Source organism: Cystobacter fuscus, from assembly GCF_002305875.1.
GTDB classification, from domain to species: Bacteria; Myxococcota; Myxococcia; order Myxococcales; family Myxococcaceae; genus Cystobacter; species Cystobacter fuscus_A.
Map to the genome: position 1 here is coordinate 11361477 of NZ_CP022098.1, position 16568 is coordinate 11378044.

The following is a 16568-nucleotide window of genomic DNA, read 5'->3' on the forward strand; positions in this document are numbered from 1 at the left end:
TTCTCCAACCGAAGCACAAGGGGGCGCTCGGACGCGGCCGAGCCCACTTCCTGGGGCGGCTCGTCGTGTCCTTGCCTACCGGAGGATACATCAGCGCTCGTCTGACGCCTAAGCGGAATACGTGGAAGAAGAGAGAGCCCCGTGCCGTTGAGGGTCGGTGCACACAGGGAAGAATCGCGGAGCCAACGGGTGCTGACGGGTGCTGACAGGTGCTGACAGGTACTGACGGGTGCGGGAGGGCGAAGGAGGCGGGCGGCCAGCCCGAGCCATCCATGCCTGCCCGGAAACGCGGCAACGCCCTCCAAGAGAAGGGCCAGTGGCCCACTCCATTCTCTACTGCCATGGCCCATAATGGGGCCCATGCTGAAGAAAGGTCGCTTCAGGAATGCCAATCATGACAGACACGTCTCGAGCTTTCTTACGCGCCTTGTACTCGATTGAAGATTCCAAGGGTGGAACCCTGTTGAGCCACGACGAGGTCAACGAGTTGGGGGAGACGCTGCGGATTCCCCGGACCGAGTTCCTCGAGGTGATCGACAAGATGCAGCTCGAGCGCCTGGTCTCCGTCACCTTCGGAGGTCTGTCGCTGACACCCGAGGGGAGGGCGCTCGCCGCGAAGATGGACGGGACCGGGACGCGGGGTTCCGTGGAGGTTCAGTAACAGGTGGAGTCGGGTGGGAGGCGCGACGGCCCCGCTCACAGGGCGTAGCGCTCCGCATCCCGCCGCTTGAGTTCCAGGCCCATTCCCGGCCTGGACAGGTCCGGTGTCAGCGCCCCCTTCACCGGGCTCCTCGCTCCGTCGAAGAGCAGGTGCTCGATTCGCACGTGATCATGGAAGTACTCCAGATGCACGAGGTTGCGCGCCGCGCAGGCCACGTGCAGGTGGAGACTCGGCGCGCAGTGACCCGACAGGGGTACCTGGAAACCCTCGCACAGCGCGTCCACCTGGAGGAAGCCCGTCACCCCCAGGCACCGCGTCGCGTCCGCCTGCAGTACGTCCACCGCCCGAGCCCCCAGCATCCTCCGGAAGTAGATGGCGTCCCAGCCGTACTCCCCCGCCGCCACGTTCATCCCGCTGGGAATGCGCTGCCGGAGCAGGTGCAGCCCCTCCAGGTCATCACTCGACACGGGCTCCTCGAACCAGACGACGCCGGCCTCCGCGAAGCTGTCCGCCAGCACCAGTGCCTGCTTCACCGTATACGCGCCATTGCCATCCACGAAGAGCCATGCCTCCGGGCCAATGGCCTCCCGCGCCTCCCGCACCCGGTGCCCATCCTCGTCCGGATGGCTGCCCACCTTCATCTTCACCCGGGGAATCCCCTGCGCCACCCAGCCCCCGAGCTGCTCCTTCAGTTTCGCGATGGAGTACGAGGTGAAGCCTCCACTGCCATAGACAGGCACCGCTGCCCGTGCCGCCCCGAGCAGTCTCACCAGTGGCATGTCCAGGAGCCGCGCCTTCGTGTCCCACAGCGCCGCGTCCACCGCGGAGAGCGCCATGGCCACCAGCCCTGGCCGCCCCTTGTTGCGCACCCGCCTCAGCAGCGACACCATCCGCGCCGGCACGTCCATCACATCGAGCCCCTCGAGCTCCTTGGAGAGCGTGTGATGGATGAGGCTCGCCGCCGACGCATCCGCGTACGTGTAGCCGAGCCCCCGCCTGCCTCCCGCCGTCACCTCCACCACGACGAGTGTCGTGCTGTTCCACTCCACGGTGCCATCCGCTTCCGGCGCATCCGTCGGTATCTCGTACGCCCGAGCCTCACATCGCTCGATGGGCACCGCCTCGCCGCGCGTCTGGCCCATGGCCGCTCTCCTCGTCCGCCCGGGGCTAGTCCTTCTTGTGGGGCCTGAGCTGCTCCACCATGCCCTTGATGGACTGCCTGATGAGACCGACCGACTTCTCGTCCCCCTTGAGGAGGGCCTCGGAGAAATGTCTGGCCTGCTCCAGGGTGATGTGCGGCGGCAGTGGCGGCACGTCCGGGTCGGTGTATGCCTCGAGCACCACCGGACGATCCGCGCTCAGCGCCTGGTCCCACGCGCTGGCGATCTGCTCCGGCTTGTCCACGCGGATGCCCCGGAGGCCAATCGACTCGGCGTAGCGCGCGTAGGGGAAGTCCGGCAGTTCCTGTGACGCCTTGTACCTCGGGTCTCCCGCCAGCACCCGCTGCTCCCACGTCACCTGGTTGAGGTCCCGGTTGTTGAGCACCAGGATGACGAGCCGCGGGTCCTTCCACTCCTTCCAGTATTTGGCGATGGTGACGAGCTCGCCATTGCCATTCATCTGCATGGCGCCGTCGCCCACCATGGCGATGACGGGCCGGTCCGGGTAGGCGAACTTGGCGCCAATGGCATACGGCACGCCGCAACCCATGGTGGCCAGGTTGCCAGACAAGGACGCCATCATCCCCTTGCGAATCTTGAGGTCACGCGCGAACCAGTTGGCCGCCGAGCCCGAGTCCGACGAGAGGATGGCCCCATCCGGCAGCTTCGGCGACAGCTCGTGGAAGACGCGCTGGGGGTTGATGGGATTGGCGCCATTCATCGCCCGCCCTTCCACCACCTTCCACCACTGGCGGATGCCCTTCTCCAACCCCTCGCGCCAGCCGCGGTCCTCCTTGCGCTTGAGCAGCGGAACGAGCGCGCGCAGCGTCTCCTTGGAGTCACCCGTGAGCGGCACCTCCATGGGGTAGCGGATGGCGAGCATGCGCCCGTCGATATCGATCTGCACGCCGCGCGCCTGACCCTCGGGCGGGAGGAACTCCGAGTAGGGGAAGCTGGTGCCGACCATGAGCAGGGTGTCGCACTCCATCATCATGTCCCAACTGGGTTTGGTGCCCAGCAGGCCGATGGCGCCCGTGACGAAGGGCAGGTCGTCGGGCAGCACCGCCTTGCCCAGGAGCGCCTTGGCCACGCCCGCGCCCAGCAGGTCCGCCACCTCGATGATTTCATCCGCCGCGCGCATGGCACCGGCGCCCACCAGCATCGCCACCTTCTTGCCGGCGTTGAGCACCTCGGCGGCGCGCCGCAGGTCCTTCTCCTGGGGAACCACGCGCGGCTCGCTATAGCCCACGCTGGAGTGGATGGAGCCGTGCACCTGCGGAGGCCGCTGATAGGGTTGCTCCTGCACGTCGTTGGGAATGATGATGCATGTCACCGTGCGCTGCGACTGGGCGATGCGTACCGCCCGGTCCACCGCGTGGCGGATGGCCGAGGGGTTGGAGACCATGACGGTGTACTCGGAGGCCACGTCCTTGAAGAGCACGGGCAGGTCCACTTCCTGCTGGTAGTGGCCACCCAACCCCATGCTCTTCTGCTGTCCCACGATGGCCACCACGGGCTGGTGGTCCAGCTTCGCGTCATAGAGACCATTGAGCAGATGGATGGCACCAGGGCCCGAGGTGGCCACGCACACCCCCACCTCACCGGTGAACTTCGCATGGGCACACGCCATGAAGGCCGCCATCTCCTCGTGGCGTGCCTGGATGAACTGGAACTCGGAGTTGCGCCCGAGCGCGCCGAGGAGGCCGTTGATTCCATCTCCCGGATAACCGTAGAGGCGGCGGATGCCCCACTGCGTGAGGCGATAGAGCAGATAGTCACTGACGGTGGCACTCATCGGGGTTGCATCCTCCATCCGAGGTGATTTCACCGCTCAAGCTGCGTATCCCCCTGTGGAGAGTGGAACCCAGAGGAGTGGAACGAACCCGATGAGCCCTCGTCTCATCTCCCCTGGAGTATGCGGACGAGACAGCCCCTCCATGCACCACCGCGGCCCCCTTCTCCAGGCGCTGGCGCGGGGTGCCTAGCTTGAAATCCATGCCCGTACGTCACGCGGCAGGGACGAGGGAGGAAGCAGGTATGCGAACCAGGGATGCCATCCAACGCGCCTTGTCGAAGGTGCCGCGCAAGCAGCCGTCACCTCGCACGCTCCCGGGAACACAAGGCGGCGAGGTCATGCTGGACGTGCGGGGGCTGGAGGCCGACCTGCGCCGCTCCGTGAAGGGCGAGGTCCGCTTCGACGATGGCAGCCGCGCGCTCTACGCCACGGATGGTTCCAACTACCGTCAGGTGCCCATCGGGGTCGTCATCCCCCGAAGCATCGAGGACGTCATCCAGACGGTGCGTGTCTGCCGGGAACATGGCGCTCCGCTGCTGTCGCGTGGCGGCGGTACCAGCCTCGCGGGCCAGTGCTGCAACGTGGCCGTGGTCATCGACTGGATGAAGTACCTCGGCAAGGTGCTCGAGATAGATCCGGCCACGAAGTCGGCCCGGGTACAGCCCGGCACCATCCTGGACGTGCTGCGCCACCAGGCCGAGGAGTACCACCTCACCTTCGGCCCGGACCCCTCCACCCACAATCACTGCGCCCTGGGCGGCATGCTGGGCAACAACGCGTGTGGCTCGCACGCGCAGATGGCCGGGCCCGTCTCCCACAACGTGCTGGAGCTGGACGTCCTCACCTACGACGGCCTGCGCCTGAAGGTGGGCCCCACCAGCGACGAGGAGCTCCAGGCCATCATCCGCTCCGGCGGCCGGCGCGGTGACATCTACCGAAAGCTGCGCGACCTGAGGGACCACTACGCGGACGAAATCCGCCGCCGCTACCCGCCCATTCCCCGGCGTATCTCCGGCTACAACCTCAACGCCCTGCTCCCCGAGAATGGCTTCGACGTGGCGCGCGCCCTGGTGGGCACCGAGGGCACGTGCGTCACCATCCTGGAGGCGAAGCTGAGGCTCGTGCACAGCCCACCGCACCGGGTGCTGGTGCTGCTCGGCTATCCCGACATCTACACCGCGGGAGACCATGCCCACGAGCTGGCCGAGCGCTTCCACCCGCTCGCGCTGGAGGGACTGGACTACCGGCTCATCCACAACGTCGTCGTGAAGGGCCACACGACCGAGTTGGCGTCCATCCATCCCAAGAGCTCGCACGTCGAGTTCCTCGATCTGCTGCCACGGGGCCATGGCTACCTCATGCTCGAGCTCGGCGGGGATACGAAGGAGGAGGCCATCGAGCGGGCGCGCGAGATGATGGACGAGCTGTGCGCGGACCGGCGGCCCCCCGAGGACATGCGGCTGTATTCGGACATGGAGCACATCGAGCACGCGTGGAAGATTCGCGAGTCGGGCCTGGGCGCCACCGCGCGCGTGCCCGGCCAGCCGGATACCTGGCCCGGCTGGGAAGACTCGGCGGTTCCTCCGGAGAAGCTGGGCGACTACCTCCGGGGCATGCGCAAGCTCTACGACAAGTATGGCTATGACGCCTCGCTCTACGGCCACTTCGGCCAGGCGTGCGTGCACACACGCATCAACTTCGACCTCAAGTCGGCCCGGGGCATCCAGCAGTACCGCGCCTTCATGAGCGAGGCGGTGGACCTGTGCGTGTCCATGGGGGGCTCGCTGTCGGGCGAGCATGGGGATGGGCAGGCTCGCGCCGAGTTCCTCCCGCGCATGTTCGGCCCGGAGCTGGTGCGCGCCTTCCGCGAGTTCAAGACCATCTGGGATCCCCTGGGGAAGATGAACCCGGGCAAGGTGGTGGATCCCCACCCCATCGACCAGCAACTGCGCTTTGGACGGGACTACGAGGCGCGGACGTGGAAGCCGAAGACGCACTTCAAGTACCCGGATGACGACGGCCTGTTGTACCGGGCCACCGAGCGCTGCGTGGGGGTGGGCAAGTGCCGGCGGGACAGCGGCGGCACCATGTGCCCCAGCTACATGGTGACGAAGGAGGAGAAGCACACCACGCGCGGCCGGGCCCACCTCCTCTTCGAGATGATGCAGGGCCAGGTCATCAAGAAGGGCTGGCGTGACGAGAACGTGAAGGAGTCGCTGGACCTGTGCCTGGCGTGCAAGGGGTGCAAGGGCGACTGCCCGGTGAACGTGGACCTGGCCACGTACAAGGCGGAGTTCCTCTCGCACTACTACCAGGGGCACCTGCGCCCGAGGACCGCCTACTCCATGGGCCTCATCATGTTCTGGGCGCGGGCGGCCATGCTCGCGCCGGGGCTGGTGAATCTCCTCACCCAGCACTCGCCCACCCAGGAGCTGCTGAAGAAGCTGGGTGGCATCACCACGAAGCGACCCATGCCCCGCTTCGCGCCCGAGTCCTTCCAGCGCTGGGTGGTGCGGCAGCGGCCGGTGCCGCGCCACCAGGGCCACCAGCGGGTGTTGCTGTGGCCGGACACCTTCAACAACCACTTCTTCCCGGAGACGGCGGCCTCGGCGCTGGAGGTGCTGGAGGACGCGGGCTTCGAGGTGGTGGTGCCCCAGGGCTTCCTGTGCTGCGGCCGGCCGCTCTACGACTTCGGCATGCTGCCCACGGCGAAGTGGATGCTGCGGCGCACGGTCGAGCGCCTCCGGCCATACATCGAGAAGGGCGTGCCGCTGGTGGGCCTGGAGCCGAGCTGCGTGTCCGTGTTCCGCGACGAGCTGCGCAACCTCTTCCCGGACTGGTCACTCGCCACGCAGCTCAGGCGCCAGACGTTCCTCTTCAGTGACTTCCTCGGCAGGTACGCCAGGGATTGGCAGCCACCGCGCCTGGAGAAGAAGGCGGTGGTGCACGGGCACTGCCACCACAAGTCGCTCTTCAAGATGAACGACGAGAAGGGCCTGCTCGAAAAGCTGGGGCTGGACTACCAGGTGCCGGAGACGGGCTGCTGCGGCATGGCGGGCTCGTTCGGCTTCGAGGCGGGAGAGAAGTACGAGGTATCCCAGAAGGTGGGCGAGCGCGTGCTGCTGCCCAAGGTCCGTGAGACGCCCAAGGACACCCTCCTCATCGCGGATGGCTTCAGTTGCCGGGAGCAGATCGCCCAGAACACGGATCGCAAGGCCCTGCACGTGGCGCAGGTGGTGCGGATGGCGAAGGCTTCCGGAAGCACGGGCCCCGCGGGCGAGTACCCCGAGCGGGGCTGGGTGACGAGTGGCCTGGGCAAGCCCCCGGCGCGCTGGGGTCTGCGCGCGGCGGTGGTGGGCACGGGCCTGCTGCTCGGTGGCCTGTGGCTGCTCAGGTGGCCCGGAAACACCCGGGCTCACAGCCGGAAGAGGCCGCCGAGCAGAACACCGAACACCACGTGAGACACCAGCGCCACCAGCGGTGTGCGCACCCCGTAGTGCAACCCCAGGAAGCCCGGCGGCTCCAACTGCCTCACCTCCGTCGGGCCCTGGGACTCGCTCGCCATCCTCGGGTGCAACGCCGGCATCGCCGGCAGCACCACCAGCAGCACGAAGCTCGCGTGCAGCACCCCCGTCAGCGCCCCCATCCACCACGTGGCCCTCCCCCACGCGGCGAACACCGCCACGTACACCCCGGAGAACAACAACCCGAAGAGCAGGTGCAGCCCCAGCCCGTACAGCTTCGCCTTGTCCCGGTCCGCCGTCGCCATCGAGCCCAGCAGGAACGGCAGGTTCAACCGCGTCAGCCGCAGCCGCTGACTGCCCGCCAGCAGCCCCGTCAGCACCAGGGTGCTCGCGAAACCCCACACCGCCCAACGCAACAGCCAGCTCACGCCCGCGCCTCCTCGCTCCACGCCTCGCGCTCCGTGCGCCACACCGGCTCGCGCCTGGGTCTGGCCTCCTCCAGCTCCAGCGCCGCGCCGATGAGCCCCACGTGCGTGAAGGCCTGCGGGAAGTTGCCTCGCGCCTCCCCCGTCCGCGGATCCATCTCCTCCGCGTACAGCCCCACGTCGTTCGCGCAACGCAGCAGCCGCGCGAAGGACGCCTCCGCTTCGGCGAAATCCCCTCCCCCCTTCGCCAGGAAGCCCACCCGCCAGAAGGAGCAGATGCCAAATGCCCCCTCTCCCTCGCGCACATCGTCCTCGTTGCGGAAGAGCAGCCCGTCCCCCACCTCGAGCCGCTCCTGGATGCGCCGGTACGTGCTCCGCATCCGCTCCGAGCGCGCGTCCTCGAAGCCATACCAGGAGAGCAGCAGCAGGTCCGCGTCCACCGCGTCCCCGTCCAGCACCCGCACGTAGCTGTGCAGCCGTTGGTTCCACCCTCGCGTCTCGATCTCTTCCCGCAGCCACTGGCGTGCCTCCCGGAAGCGCTCCACGGGCATGCGCACGTCCCGGAACACCCCGCGCCCGTGCAGCTCCAGCAGCCGCTCCAGCGCCATCCAACACGACACCCTGGAAAAGGTGTGTGCGAGCCTGCCCGAGCGCGATTCCCAGATGCCCTCGTCCGGCCGGTCCCACACCTTCGTGATGTATTCGCCAAAGCACCGCAGCATCCTCAGCTCATCCCGGCTCAGGTGCCCACCGCGCCGGGCCCACTGCGCCACCGCGTCGATGGCCTCGCCGTAGGCGTCCAGTTGGAGCTGGACCGCCGCCGCGTTGCCCACCCGCACCGGGCGAGAGCCCTCGTACCCACGCAGGTGGGGCAGCTCCCGCTCGCCCGCGCGCACCCGCCCGTAGACGTCGTAGAAGACGTGCATCCTCGGCTGCGTGAGCCACGTGGCCCTCAGCAGCCAGGACACGAAGGACTCCGCCTCCGCTTCGTAGCCCAGCCCGTAGAAGGCGCGCGCGGTGAAGGCCGCGTCCCGCACCCAGCAGAAGCGGTAGTCCCAGTTGTCCTTCCCGCCCGGCACCTCCGGCAGCGACGTCGTGGGGGCCGCCACCACCCCTCCCGAGGGCCCGAAGGTCAACAGCTTCAGCGCCAGCGCGCTGCGCACCACCGCCTCGCGGTACGGCCCCGAGTACCGGCATCCGCGCACCCATCCCCGCCACGCCCTCACCGAGCGCTCCACGTGCTCCCAGGTGAAGCGTCCCACCGGCGGCAGCACCGCCGGCCCGTCGTCCGTCGCCGTGAGCGAGAAGTGTGCCCGCTGCCCCGCCCGCATCGTGAGCCGGCCGTACAGCCCGCCCCCGGGGCGAGGCCGCAGCGGTACGTCCGCGCGCAGCGTGTACAGCCACCCGCCATGCTCCAGCCTCCAGCCGAGCCTTCCCCCGTCCCTCACCGGTGCCTTCGCCCGCCCGTAGTCCGGCCTCGGGTCATAGTCGACCTCCAGCACCACCTCCCCCTGCTCGCAGGACACGCAGCGCACCAGCTCGCGCGAGGGCCACACCCGGGGCGGACGCTCCTCGTGGATGGGCATCAGGTCCGTCACCACCAGCACGCCGCCGTCCGCCTCGAAGCGTGTCTCGAGCACGTTGGTGTCCGGCAGATAGCGCCGCGTCACCCGCGAGGGGCCCACCGGAAGCAGGCGCCAGGTGCCCCCCACGTCCGGGTCCAGAATCGCCGCGAAGAGCGAGGGACTGTCGAAGCGCGGCCAGCACAGCCAGTCGATGGCCCCCGCGCGCGAGACGAGCGCAACGCTGTGCCCATCACCGATGACGGCGTAGTCGTGGATGCGCGTGGGCCGCAAGCTGGCCTCTCCTCCCGTGAGGGTGGTCATCTCCGACGGAAAGAGCAGCCAGGGGCGAGGGCTCGGTGCCCATCCGTCTGGTGCCCGAACGGGGGTCTGCCCTCCTTCCTGTTCCCCAGGCCCTACGCCATCGCGATCATCTTGCGACAGGACTCCCAGCAGCGGCGGCACGCCTCGGCGCAGTCCTTCATGATCGCGTCCTCGCCCATCTTCTCGCACTCGACCGCGCACCGCTCACAGACCTCGGAACAGACACCACAGGTGAGCGTGTGCAGGGGCGAGCCCCGCAGCATGAAGTCCGCGCTCGTCTTGCAGATCTGCACACAATCCTGGAGGAGCCGGATGTGGTCGGACGCCGCGTGCTTGCCGCCCTGCTGGAGGCAGTACGTCACCGTTTGCAGGCACACGGCCGAGCATGACATGCAATTGCTGATACAGCCTTTCATTTCCTCGGAGAGCTGAATGCCGCCTTGCGGCAGGAAGGGCTGAACCGAGGACTTCTGCGTCTCCACTCGAGCCATCGCTGGACTCCTTCATGGACGGGAGGAATGGAACCCCGGTCGCACCCCGTCGCGAGAGGAACCGCGCCCTCGCGGTGCGGTCCGGGTCCACGGCTCAATCTGGGCACCGCGCGGAGGGCCTGGAAGGCAAGCGGCGGAGGACGCTGGAACCGAATGCTCCCACGCCTGCCACCCGCGCACTGGCCTGGCGTTCGAGCGGCCGAAGCAGGAGGCCCCTCTCCTCCCATCTGGAGGCAGGGCGACAAGCCCGGGAGCGCGAGCTGTCTCGGACCCTGACACCGTCCCGATGCGCAGATTGCGGGCGATCCCCGGCCCCTCCGGGAAAGGACTCTCCATGGAACGTTTTCAAGATCGCTTCGAGGCAGGCCGTGTGCTCGGTGAGCACCTCGGAGTGTATGCCGGCCGGAGCAACACCCTCGTGCTCGCGCTGCCGCGGGGTGGCGTTCCCGTCGGCTTCGAGGTGGCGCGGGCACTGGGCGCTTCCCTGGACGTGTTCGTGGTACGCAAGCTCGGGGTGCCTGGTCACGAGGAGTTCGCGATGGGGGCCATCGCCACCGGCGGCGTCCGCGTCCTCAACGAGGACACCGTGCGCAGGCTGGGCATCTCGGACGAGGACGTCGCGCGCACCATCGAACGAGAGGAGCGGGAGTTGGTCCGGAGGGAGCGGCTCTTCCGGGGAGTCAGACCTCCGCCGCGAATCCAAGGCCGCACGGTCATCCTCGTGGATGACGGGCTGGCGACCGGCTCCACCATGCGGGCCGCCGTCCTGGCCCTGCGTGAGCAGGAGCCGGCGTGCCTGGTGGTGGGGGTTCCCGTGGGAGCGCCGAAGACGTGCGCCGCGTTCCAGAACGAAGCCGACGAGGTGGTCTGCGTCCTCTCGCCCGAACGCTTCCATGCCGTGGGGTACTTCTACGAGGATTTCGCGCAGACCTCCGATGAGGAGGTGCATGAATTGCTCGCACGCGCGGAGCAGGGTGCTGGTTTGGGGCTGGAAGCGCCCTGAGCTCAGGGCAATGCTGTCCTCTGGACCACCTGGACCTCGAGCAGCATTGGTGCCGGCTGGCCGCCGGCCCGGGTCAGCGGCCCAGCCACATTGCGTAGCCGAGGTAGAGCCCGAAGCAGGTCACCGGCAGCAGGTGCCAGGCGTGTGAGAAGTACGGCGAGCGGGTGACGTGGAAGTAGATCAAGAGTCCGGCCGTGCCCAGGGAGATCGCCGGCAGCAACCACATGCACTGGACGAAAAACCAATCCTGGAACGGAGTAAGCCCCCGCCGATTGCTGATGCCCCCAGCGGAGAAGATCACCAACATGGCCTGGAACCCCGCGAACGCGATTTGCGCGAACACGCCCAGGCCGAGCCAAAGTAAGCTCATCCGTTACTGCCGCTCCTTTCCCACTGCTTCATCCGCGGTGTTCTGCCACACTGCCTCGAGCCGGACCAGGAGCTCCCGCAGTAGCTCCACATGTGCGCGACCACGACCGATTCTCGGTCGACCACTTCAGGTGAGCCCCGCGTCAGCACCGCGCAGCGCAGACGACTCGTCAGGAAGCCGTGAAGCCCTGGCCGCGCACCTTGTCCGGCGTGGTGCCCGTCATCCTCCGGAACATCGCGATGAAGGAGGAAGCACTGCTGTAGCCCAGGTCGAGCGCGATGGCCTCCACCGAGCGGCCCGTCTCCAGCATCGCCAGCGCCTTGACGACGCGCAGCCGCTGGCGCCAGTCCGTGAAGGACAGGCCCAGGTGCTGCTGGCAGCGGCGCTCGAGTGTGCGCTCCGTCGTGTGCACCTGGCGCGCCCACTGCGCCAGGGAGCGCCCATCCGCCGGATTCTCCTCCAGGGCCGTCAGCACCTGGCGCAGCAGCGGATCGTCGGAGGTGGGCAGGTAGCTGCCCTGGGTCGGGGCCAGGGCGAGCTGGTCGATGAGCACCTGGAGGAGCCGGCGGTCACCACTCGTGCGGGGATGGTCCACCCCGCGCTCGCGCAGGTGCTCGAGGAGCGACTTGATCAACGGGCTGACCGCGAGCGCGCACGTCGTCTTCGGCAGGGCACGGCAACGCTCCCGGGAGAGGTAGAGCGAGCAGTGGCTCGCCTCGTGGCGATTCATGCCGATGTGCTCCACGTCGGGTGGTAGCCAGATTCCGTACTGCGGCGGCGCCAGGTAGTGGCTGTCGGCGAGCTTGAGCTCCATCACCCCGCTGAAGGCATAGACGAACTCGCCCCAGGGATGACGGTGCCGGGGGTACGAGGCCTCCTCGGTCAGGTTGGCCGTGCGGAAATAGACGGGGTACGGGAGCTTCGTGGTGAAGGGGACCTGGAGCTGCTTCGCCATGGCGGCTTCTCGGCATGGATTGTCGGACTCTCGCTATATGAATCAGGCCCGCCATCCGCAATATGGAGGGATGAGTTCCCCTCGCAAACCCGCGGATGGCTTCGCGCTCGCGACCATGCTCCTGCTGTGCTCCATCTGGGGCATGCAGCAAGTGGCCGTCAAACTGGCCGCGCCCCACGTTCCCCCGTTGATGCAGATGGCCCTGCGCTCGGGCATCAGCGCGCTGCTCGTGGGCCTGCTGTGCTGGGTGCGTGGCGAGCGATTGTCCTCGCGGGACGGAACCTGGCGCCCCGGGCTCCTGGCGGGCGCCTTGTTCGCCGCGGAGTTCCTCTTCGTCGGCGAGGGCCTGCGCCACACCCACGCCTCGCACATGGCCGTCTTCCTCTACACCGCGCCCGTGTTCGCCGCGCTGGGCCTGCACTGGCTCGTGCCCTCCGAGCGGCTGCGGAGCTCGCAGTGGGCCGGCATGGGGGTGGCGTTCGCCGGCATCCTGCTGGCCTTCGGCGGCGGATGGCTCCGGGGAGGGGTCAGCCTGGAAGTGCTGGGGGGTGACGCACTGGGCCTGCTCGCGGGCCTCGCATGGGGCGCGACCACCGTGGTGGTGCGCGTCTCGGCGCTTTCCGAGGCGCGTCCCACCCAGACGCTGCTCTACCAACTGGTGGGCGGCTTCGCGCTCCTGCTGCCCGTGGCCCTCCTCACGGGTCAGGCGGGCCCGGTGTCGCTCACCGGCGTGGCGTGGGCGAGTCTGCTCTTCCAGGGCATCGTGGTGTGCTTCGCCAGCTATCTCGTCTGGTTCTGGCTCCTGCGGCGCTACCTCGCCTCCAGTCTGTCGGTGTTCTCGTTCATGACGCCCCTGTTCGGCGTCAGCGCGGGCGTGCTGGTGCTGCACGAGCGGGCGGACGCCTCCTTCGCCGTGGGCGCCGTGCTGGTCCTGACGGGGATTCTCGTCGTCAGCGCGCCGGGCCTGCTGCGCCCGGGCCCGCCTCCTCCACGGGTCCCCCATTCGTCCCATATTTGATGCTGTCCCAGCTCGGCGGCCATGACCTTGGTGAGCAGCCCGAGCCCGCCCTTGGCCGCGCAGTACGCCGAGGAGCCCATCAACGGGACGTGCTCGTGGACCGAGGTGACATAGCGCGCAGGACCTTTCTGGTTCTGCGGCCCCCTGCCGCACCACCAGAGGCCATGGCCGGAGCACGATTCAAGAGGTACTGTTGAATTTCAGTGCTTTCTGATTACGATAGGATGATTCACTGCTCCACCGGCCCGTGGCCGATGACATCGGACGCTCCAGGCCGGTGGAGACACCTTCGTGGAGTCCTGAATGGACCGGATCAGGACAAGTTCCTCGCTGCCACGGATGCTCCGAGCGGAGCGACCCGAGCGCGATCGGCACCCAGGACCCCCGCGACGGCTCCATCTCGTGGGACGGGACACGAGGAGCCTGACGAATCGGAAGAAGCTGGTGTTTCCCAGCCGCTGGCGGAAAGGTCATTCTGATGCAGCCCAATGATTTGTATGATGAAAAGACGAATGCCAATGTCGACAAGATCAAACTGAAGGAGCCAACGCAGACGCAAGGGAGTGCCTCGAAGGAGTTCGTGACACGCCTCGCGGCCTATAGACAGCATTTGTCCTCCGTGAATCTCCAGTCTGGTCCAGCGTTGGAGGGGGTCGTCGAAGGCCTTCTTGACTCGAAGGATCCGCAGAAGGATGAGGAGAAGATCGCCGCGCATCGCCTCCGGCTGAAGAGGGAACTCGGTCCCCTGGTCGAGGAGATCCTCACTCTGGAGAAGCGCTGGTTGAGCAATGTCTGCAAGGCGCACGAATCCGCCGAGAAACATCTCGCCGACAACCAGAAAGTGTTCACCCACCTCGAGACGCTGAGCAAGACCTTCCCCCCCGCCCAGCACACCATCGACCGCCTCAAGGAGCAGCGAACGCTCATCAAGGAGACCTGGAAACCGTCGCGGGCGAAGTGGACGAACCTTGATAGGCTCGAAACCAAGATAAAGAAGGGTGTCGCTCTACAGGACCAGGCTGTCAAGCTGAAGGCGGAGATAAAGAAGCTTTGCGGTAATGATTATTTCGAGGGGCTGCGGCGGTACTTGCGCGGGGCTGGGTTCATCGTTGCACCGAGTTATATTCCGCCCGCCGCAGTGTTTCCCCGTGGAGATTGGATCTCGCTCGAAAGCAACGAGTTCAAGACCCCCGAGGAGTTGGCGTGCGCAGCGGATGCGCTGATGATGAAATATCAGGTCTTGGGGACGTCCTACTCCGGCATGCGCTACAAAAGTGATGTCGCATCGGACATCAGCGGATGCGTGTGCATTTCCTGGGTGATCGCGAAGTGCGCCACCAATAACAAGCGTGTGCTCGTTCCTGTCATGGGAATGTCGGGAGGTTCACCCAATGGGAAGGAGGAAAGATTCGTGGATGCGATGCTCGGCGCGTGCGCGCTGCCTCCCTACAGGGCCTACAAGTACACGAGCACGATTCCCACCGCCGAAGAGAAGCCGGAAGTCCAACGGTTCGGCGAGAATCCATTCGATCAGACCAGGAATCCCAGCTCGAAGGATGTGGAATTCAATCAGTACTACGACGATATCATGGTGCGCGCGAACAATCTCGCGATCAACTACCGTGTGAGAGAACTCCTGTCCTTGCGGCTCCCCAGCCGCCAGGCCATGCTCTCCTACCTGGGATTGAGCTTCGCCACCATGACGAACAGGGATGTCGAGCAGACGGGGTCCCTGGCCGAACCAACACCGGGTGTTACCCGCTGGCACAGCTTCAACTGCGCGGAGCCGGCAGCGCTGGCGTGGATCAGCTCCTTCTTCGTGGATGGCCAGGATGTCCACCTCTGCTGTCCCTACGAAGGGGCGGACGACCCGGGCGCCCTTGGCCTCAAGCCGAAAGAGACGTGCCCCTGGTGCGCGACGGTCGAGCTCACGTACAGATCTCTCAAGAAGGTCTCCGACAGCGAGCAGAAGCGCTGGCCCAGCACGTTCGACGAGAGCATGCGGACGGGAAAATGGGCTCGTGAGTTCACCGGCGCGCGCGAGTTCAAGAAGCAGAAGACCGATCTGGAGCAGCGTGTCGACCTTCCACGCAACAAGCGGACGTTTGCAAGTGCGTATCCAAGCTCGGTGAACGACAACGTCGCGTTGCTCCGAGAGATCTTCAAGGAAGTCGGTCTGCTGAAGAAGAGCACGATTCGCGAAGAACAACTCGCACTGTGGCAGCAGAAGCGCTGAGCGTTTCTCGACTCGGGGGGAGCCTGGGCCCGCGGTCAGGACGGAGCTGAAGACGGCGAGGGAGCCGCAGCTCCGTTTCGAAGGAGTTCATGTGCTGGAGCGGCTCAGTTGGGAATGAAGAGAGGGAATCTCCCGCTCCCGGGTGGGCTGGCGCGAGGTACTATTGAACTTCACCGACGAAGCCGCGGCAGGCTGGAACAGTTCCATGACGACCTGGATGAGTGGAGTCCGCGAAACGAACGGCATCAACATCCACTACCTCCGAACCGGAGGCGCCAACCCTCCCGTCGTTCTGCTCCATGGATTGACCGGGAACGGCGCCTGCTGGACTCCCTTGGCGCGCGTGCTCGAAGGTGAATTCGACGTCGTCATGCCAGACGCCAGAGGGCACGGCGGTTCGAGCGCGCCGCACCACGGCTACCGGTACGACGATCACGCGAGCGACGTCGTGGGCCTCATCCGCGGCCTGGAGCTCTCTCGTCCGGTTCTGCTTGGCCACTCGATGGGCGGAATGACCGCCGCGGTGGTGGCGAGTCGAGGGGCGGGGGGCATCCGCGGCCTCATCCTGGTCGACCCGACGTTCTTGAGCCCCGAGCGCCAACGCGAGGTGCGCGACAGCGACGTCGCCGATCAACACCGCCGGGCTCTCGGCTCACACAAGTCCGACCTCGTTGCACAGGCCCGAGCCCGACACCCGCGTCGCTCGCCCGAGATCGTCGAGCTTCTTGCCGAGGCGAGACTGAAAACCCGCATGGGCGCCTTCGACGTTCTCACGCCGCCCAACCCCGAGTATCGCGACGTGGTGAGCGCGATTGACGTCCCGCTCCTCCTCGTCATTGGGGACAGCAGCCCCGTCGTCACGCTCGAGATGGCAACGGAACTGCGGAGCCTCAACCCACGCGTGCGAATCGAACAGGTACAGGGCGCCTCCCACGGCCTTCCGTTTGAACAACCCGAGCGCCTGGGAGAAGTGGTCGCGTCGTTCTTGCGTGAGCTGGCTTAGCTGCTGCAACCCGCGCTCGAGTCTCCCCACCGCGCCGTCGGGGCCGTCGTCACCACGTCTGCAGGGAGGCCTGGGCGAGCAGTAGGGCCGCCTGCCGCGGG

13 protein-coding genes are annotated in these 16568 nt (G+C 67.0%); 6 read left to right on the forward strand and 7 right to left on the reverse strand.

What is annotated here, in order from left to right:
* The first annotated feature begins 463 nt into the window (after positions 1-463).
* Positions 464-661: a hypothetical protein gene (locus tag CYFUS_RS45965; protein WP_157759044.1), complete on the forward strand. Its 198-nt coding sequence runs from the start codon at positions 464-466 to the stop codon at positions 659-661.
* A 35-nt stretch (positions 662-696) separates the two neighbouring features.
* Here the strand turns inward: CYFUS_RS45965 and CYFUS_RS45970 are convergent, their stop codons facing one another.
* Positions 697-1803, reverse strand: coding sequence for an enolase C-terminal domain-like protein (locus CYFUS_RS45970; protein WP_095990998.1), 1107 nt, complete (start codon positions 1801-1803; stop codon positions 697-699).
* A 25-nt stretch (positions 1804-1828) separates the two neighbouring features.
* The gene (locus CYFUS_RS45975; RefSeq protein ID WP_095990999.1) at positions 1829-3616 is read right to left on the reverse strand and encodes a thiamine pyrophosphate-requiring protein; all 1788 of its coding nucleotides are present in this window, start codon (positions 3614-3616) and stop codon (positions 1829-1831) included.
* 242 nt (positions 3617-3858) lie between these two features.
* Here CYFUS_RS45975 and CYFUS_RS45980 point away from each other — a divergent pair, with 242 nt between their 5' ends.
* Entirely contained in the window at positions 3859-7077 is a 3219-nt protein-coding gene (locus tag CYFUS_RS45980; protein ID WP_095991000.1) for an FAD-binding and (Fe-S)-binding domain-containing protein, read from the forward strand.
* Here CYFUS_RS45980 and CYFUS_RS45985 read toward each other — a convergent pair.
* The 3 genes from CYFUS_RS45985 to CYFUS_RS45995 form a co-directional block, all read right to left on the reverse strand.
* On the reverse strand, positions 7032-7508 hold the full coding sequence (locus tag CYFUS_RS45985; RefSeq protein WP_232537194.1) for a hypothetical protein: 477 nt from the start codon (positions 7506-7508) through the stop codon (positions 7032-7034). The two genes, CYFUS_RS45980 and CYFUS_RS45985, sit on opposite strands and share 46 nt — an antisense overlap.
* Positions 7505-9361 (reverse strand): glycoside hydrolase family 15 protein, encoded by a 1857-nt coding sequence (locus CYFUS_RS45990; protein ID WP_198316364.1) that lies wholly within the window; start codon positions 9359-9361, stop codon positions 7505-7507. Before CYFUS_RS45990 ends, CYFUS_RS45985 begins: the two co-directional genes overlap by 4 nt.
* A gap of 122 nt (positions 9362-9483) precedes the next feature.
* Positions 9484-9882 (reverse strand): four-helix bundle copper-binding protein, encoded by a 399-nt coding sequence (locus CYFUS_RS45995; protein ID WP_095991002.1) that lies wholly within the window; start codon positions 9880-9882, stop codon positions 9484-9486.
* A gap of 334 nt (positions 9883-10216) precedes the next feature.
* Here CYFUS_RS45995 and CYFUS_RS46000 point away from each other — a divergent pair, with 334 nt between their 5' ends.
* A complete protein-coding gene (locus CYFUS_RS46000; protein WP_095991003.1) occupies positions 10217-10885 on the forward strand; it encodes a phosphoribosyltransferase in 669 nt (222 codons plus the stop codon).
* Between the two features lie 73 nt (positions 10886-10958).
* On the opposite strand, the gene CYFUS_RS46005 is transcribed toward CYFUS_RS46000, so the two are convergent.
* The gene (locus CYFUS_RS46005) at positions 10959-11255 is read right to left on the reverse strand and encodes a hypothetical protein (protein WP_095991004.1); all 297 of its coding nucleotides are present in this window, start codon (positions 11253-11255) and stop codon (positions 10959-10961) included.
* Between the two features lie 169 nt (positions 11256-11424).
* Positions 11425-12210, reverse strand: a complete 786-nt coding sequence (locus CYFUS_RS46010) for an AraC family transcriptional regulator (RefSeq protein ID WP_095991005.1) — start codon at positions 12208-12210, stop codon at positions 11425-11427.
* 70 nt (positions 12211-12280) lie between these two features.
* On the opposite strand from CYFUS_RS46010, the gene CYFUS_RS46015 reads away from it, so the two are divergent.
* From CYFUS_RS46015 to CYFUS_RS46030, 3 genes are all read left to right on the forward strand, one after another.
* Positions 12281-13228, forward strand: coding sequence for a DMT family transporter (locus tag CYFUS_RS46015; protein WP_095991006.1), 948 nt, complete (start codon positions 12281-12283; stop codon positions 13226-13228).
* A gap of 478 nt (positions 13229-13706) precedes the next feature.
* Positions 13707-15464 (forward strand): hypothetical protein, encoded by a 1758-nt coding sequence (locus tag CYFUS_RS46025; protein ID WP_095991007.1) that lies wholly within the window; start codon positions 13707-13709, stop codon positions 15462-15464.
* Between the two features lie 163 nt (positions 15465-15627).
* Positions 15628-16467, forward strand: a complete 840-nt coding sequence (locus CYFUS_RS46030) for an alpha/beta fold hydrolase (protein WP_232537195.1) — start codon at positions 15628-15630, stop codon at positions 16465-16467.
* The last annotated feature ends 101 nt before the right edge of the window (positions 16468-16568 follow it).

Excerpts from the sequence above, each read along its gene's own strand:
- CYFUS_RS45975 (WP_095990999.1), bottom strand. The coding sequence starts at position 3,616 with ATGAGTGCCACCGTCAGTGACTATCTGCTCTATCGCCTCACGCAGTGG.
- CYFUS_RS46000 (WP_095991003.1), top strand. The coding sequence starts at position 10,217 with ATGGAACGTTTTCAAGATCGCTTCGAGGCAGGCCGTGTGCTCGGTGAG.
- CYFUS_RS46015 (WP_095991006.1), top strand. The coding sequence starts at position 12,281 with ATGAGTTCCCCTCGCAAACCCGCGGATGGCTTCGCGCTCGCGACCATG.
- CYFUS_RS46010 (WP_095991005.1), bottom strand. The coding sequence starts at position 12,210 with ATGGCGAAGCAGCTCCAGGTCCCCTTCACCACGAAGCTCCCGTACCCC.
- CYFUS_RS46005 (WP_095991004.1), bottom strand. The coding sequence starts at position 11,255 with ATGAGCTTACTTTGGCTCGGCCTGGGCGTGTTCGCGCAAATCGCGTTC.
- CYFUS_RS45970 (WP_095990998.1), bottom strand. The coding sequence starts at position 1,803 with ATGGGCCAGACGCGCGGCGAGGCGGTGCCCATCGAGCGATGTGAGGCT.
- CYFUS_RS45980 (WP_095991000.1), top strand. The coding sequence starts at position 3,859 with ATGCGAACCAGGGATGCCATCCAACGCGCCTTGTCGAAGGTGCCGCGC.
- CYFUS_RS46025 (WP_095991007.1), top strand. The coding sequence starts at position 13,707 with ATGCAGCCCAATGATTTGTATGATGAAAAGACGAATGCCAATGTCGAC.
- CYFUS_RS45995 (WP_095991002.1), bottom strand. The coding sequence starts at position 9,882 with ATGGCTCGAGTGGAGACGCAGAAGTCCTCGGTTCAGCCCTTCCTGCCG.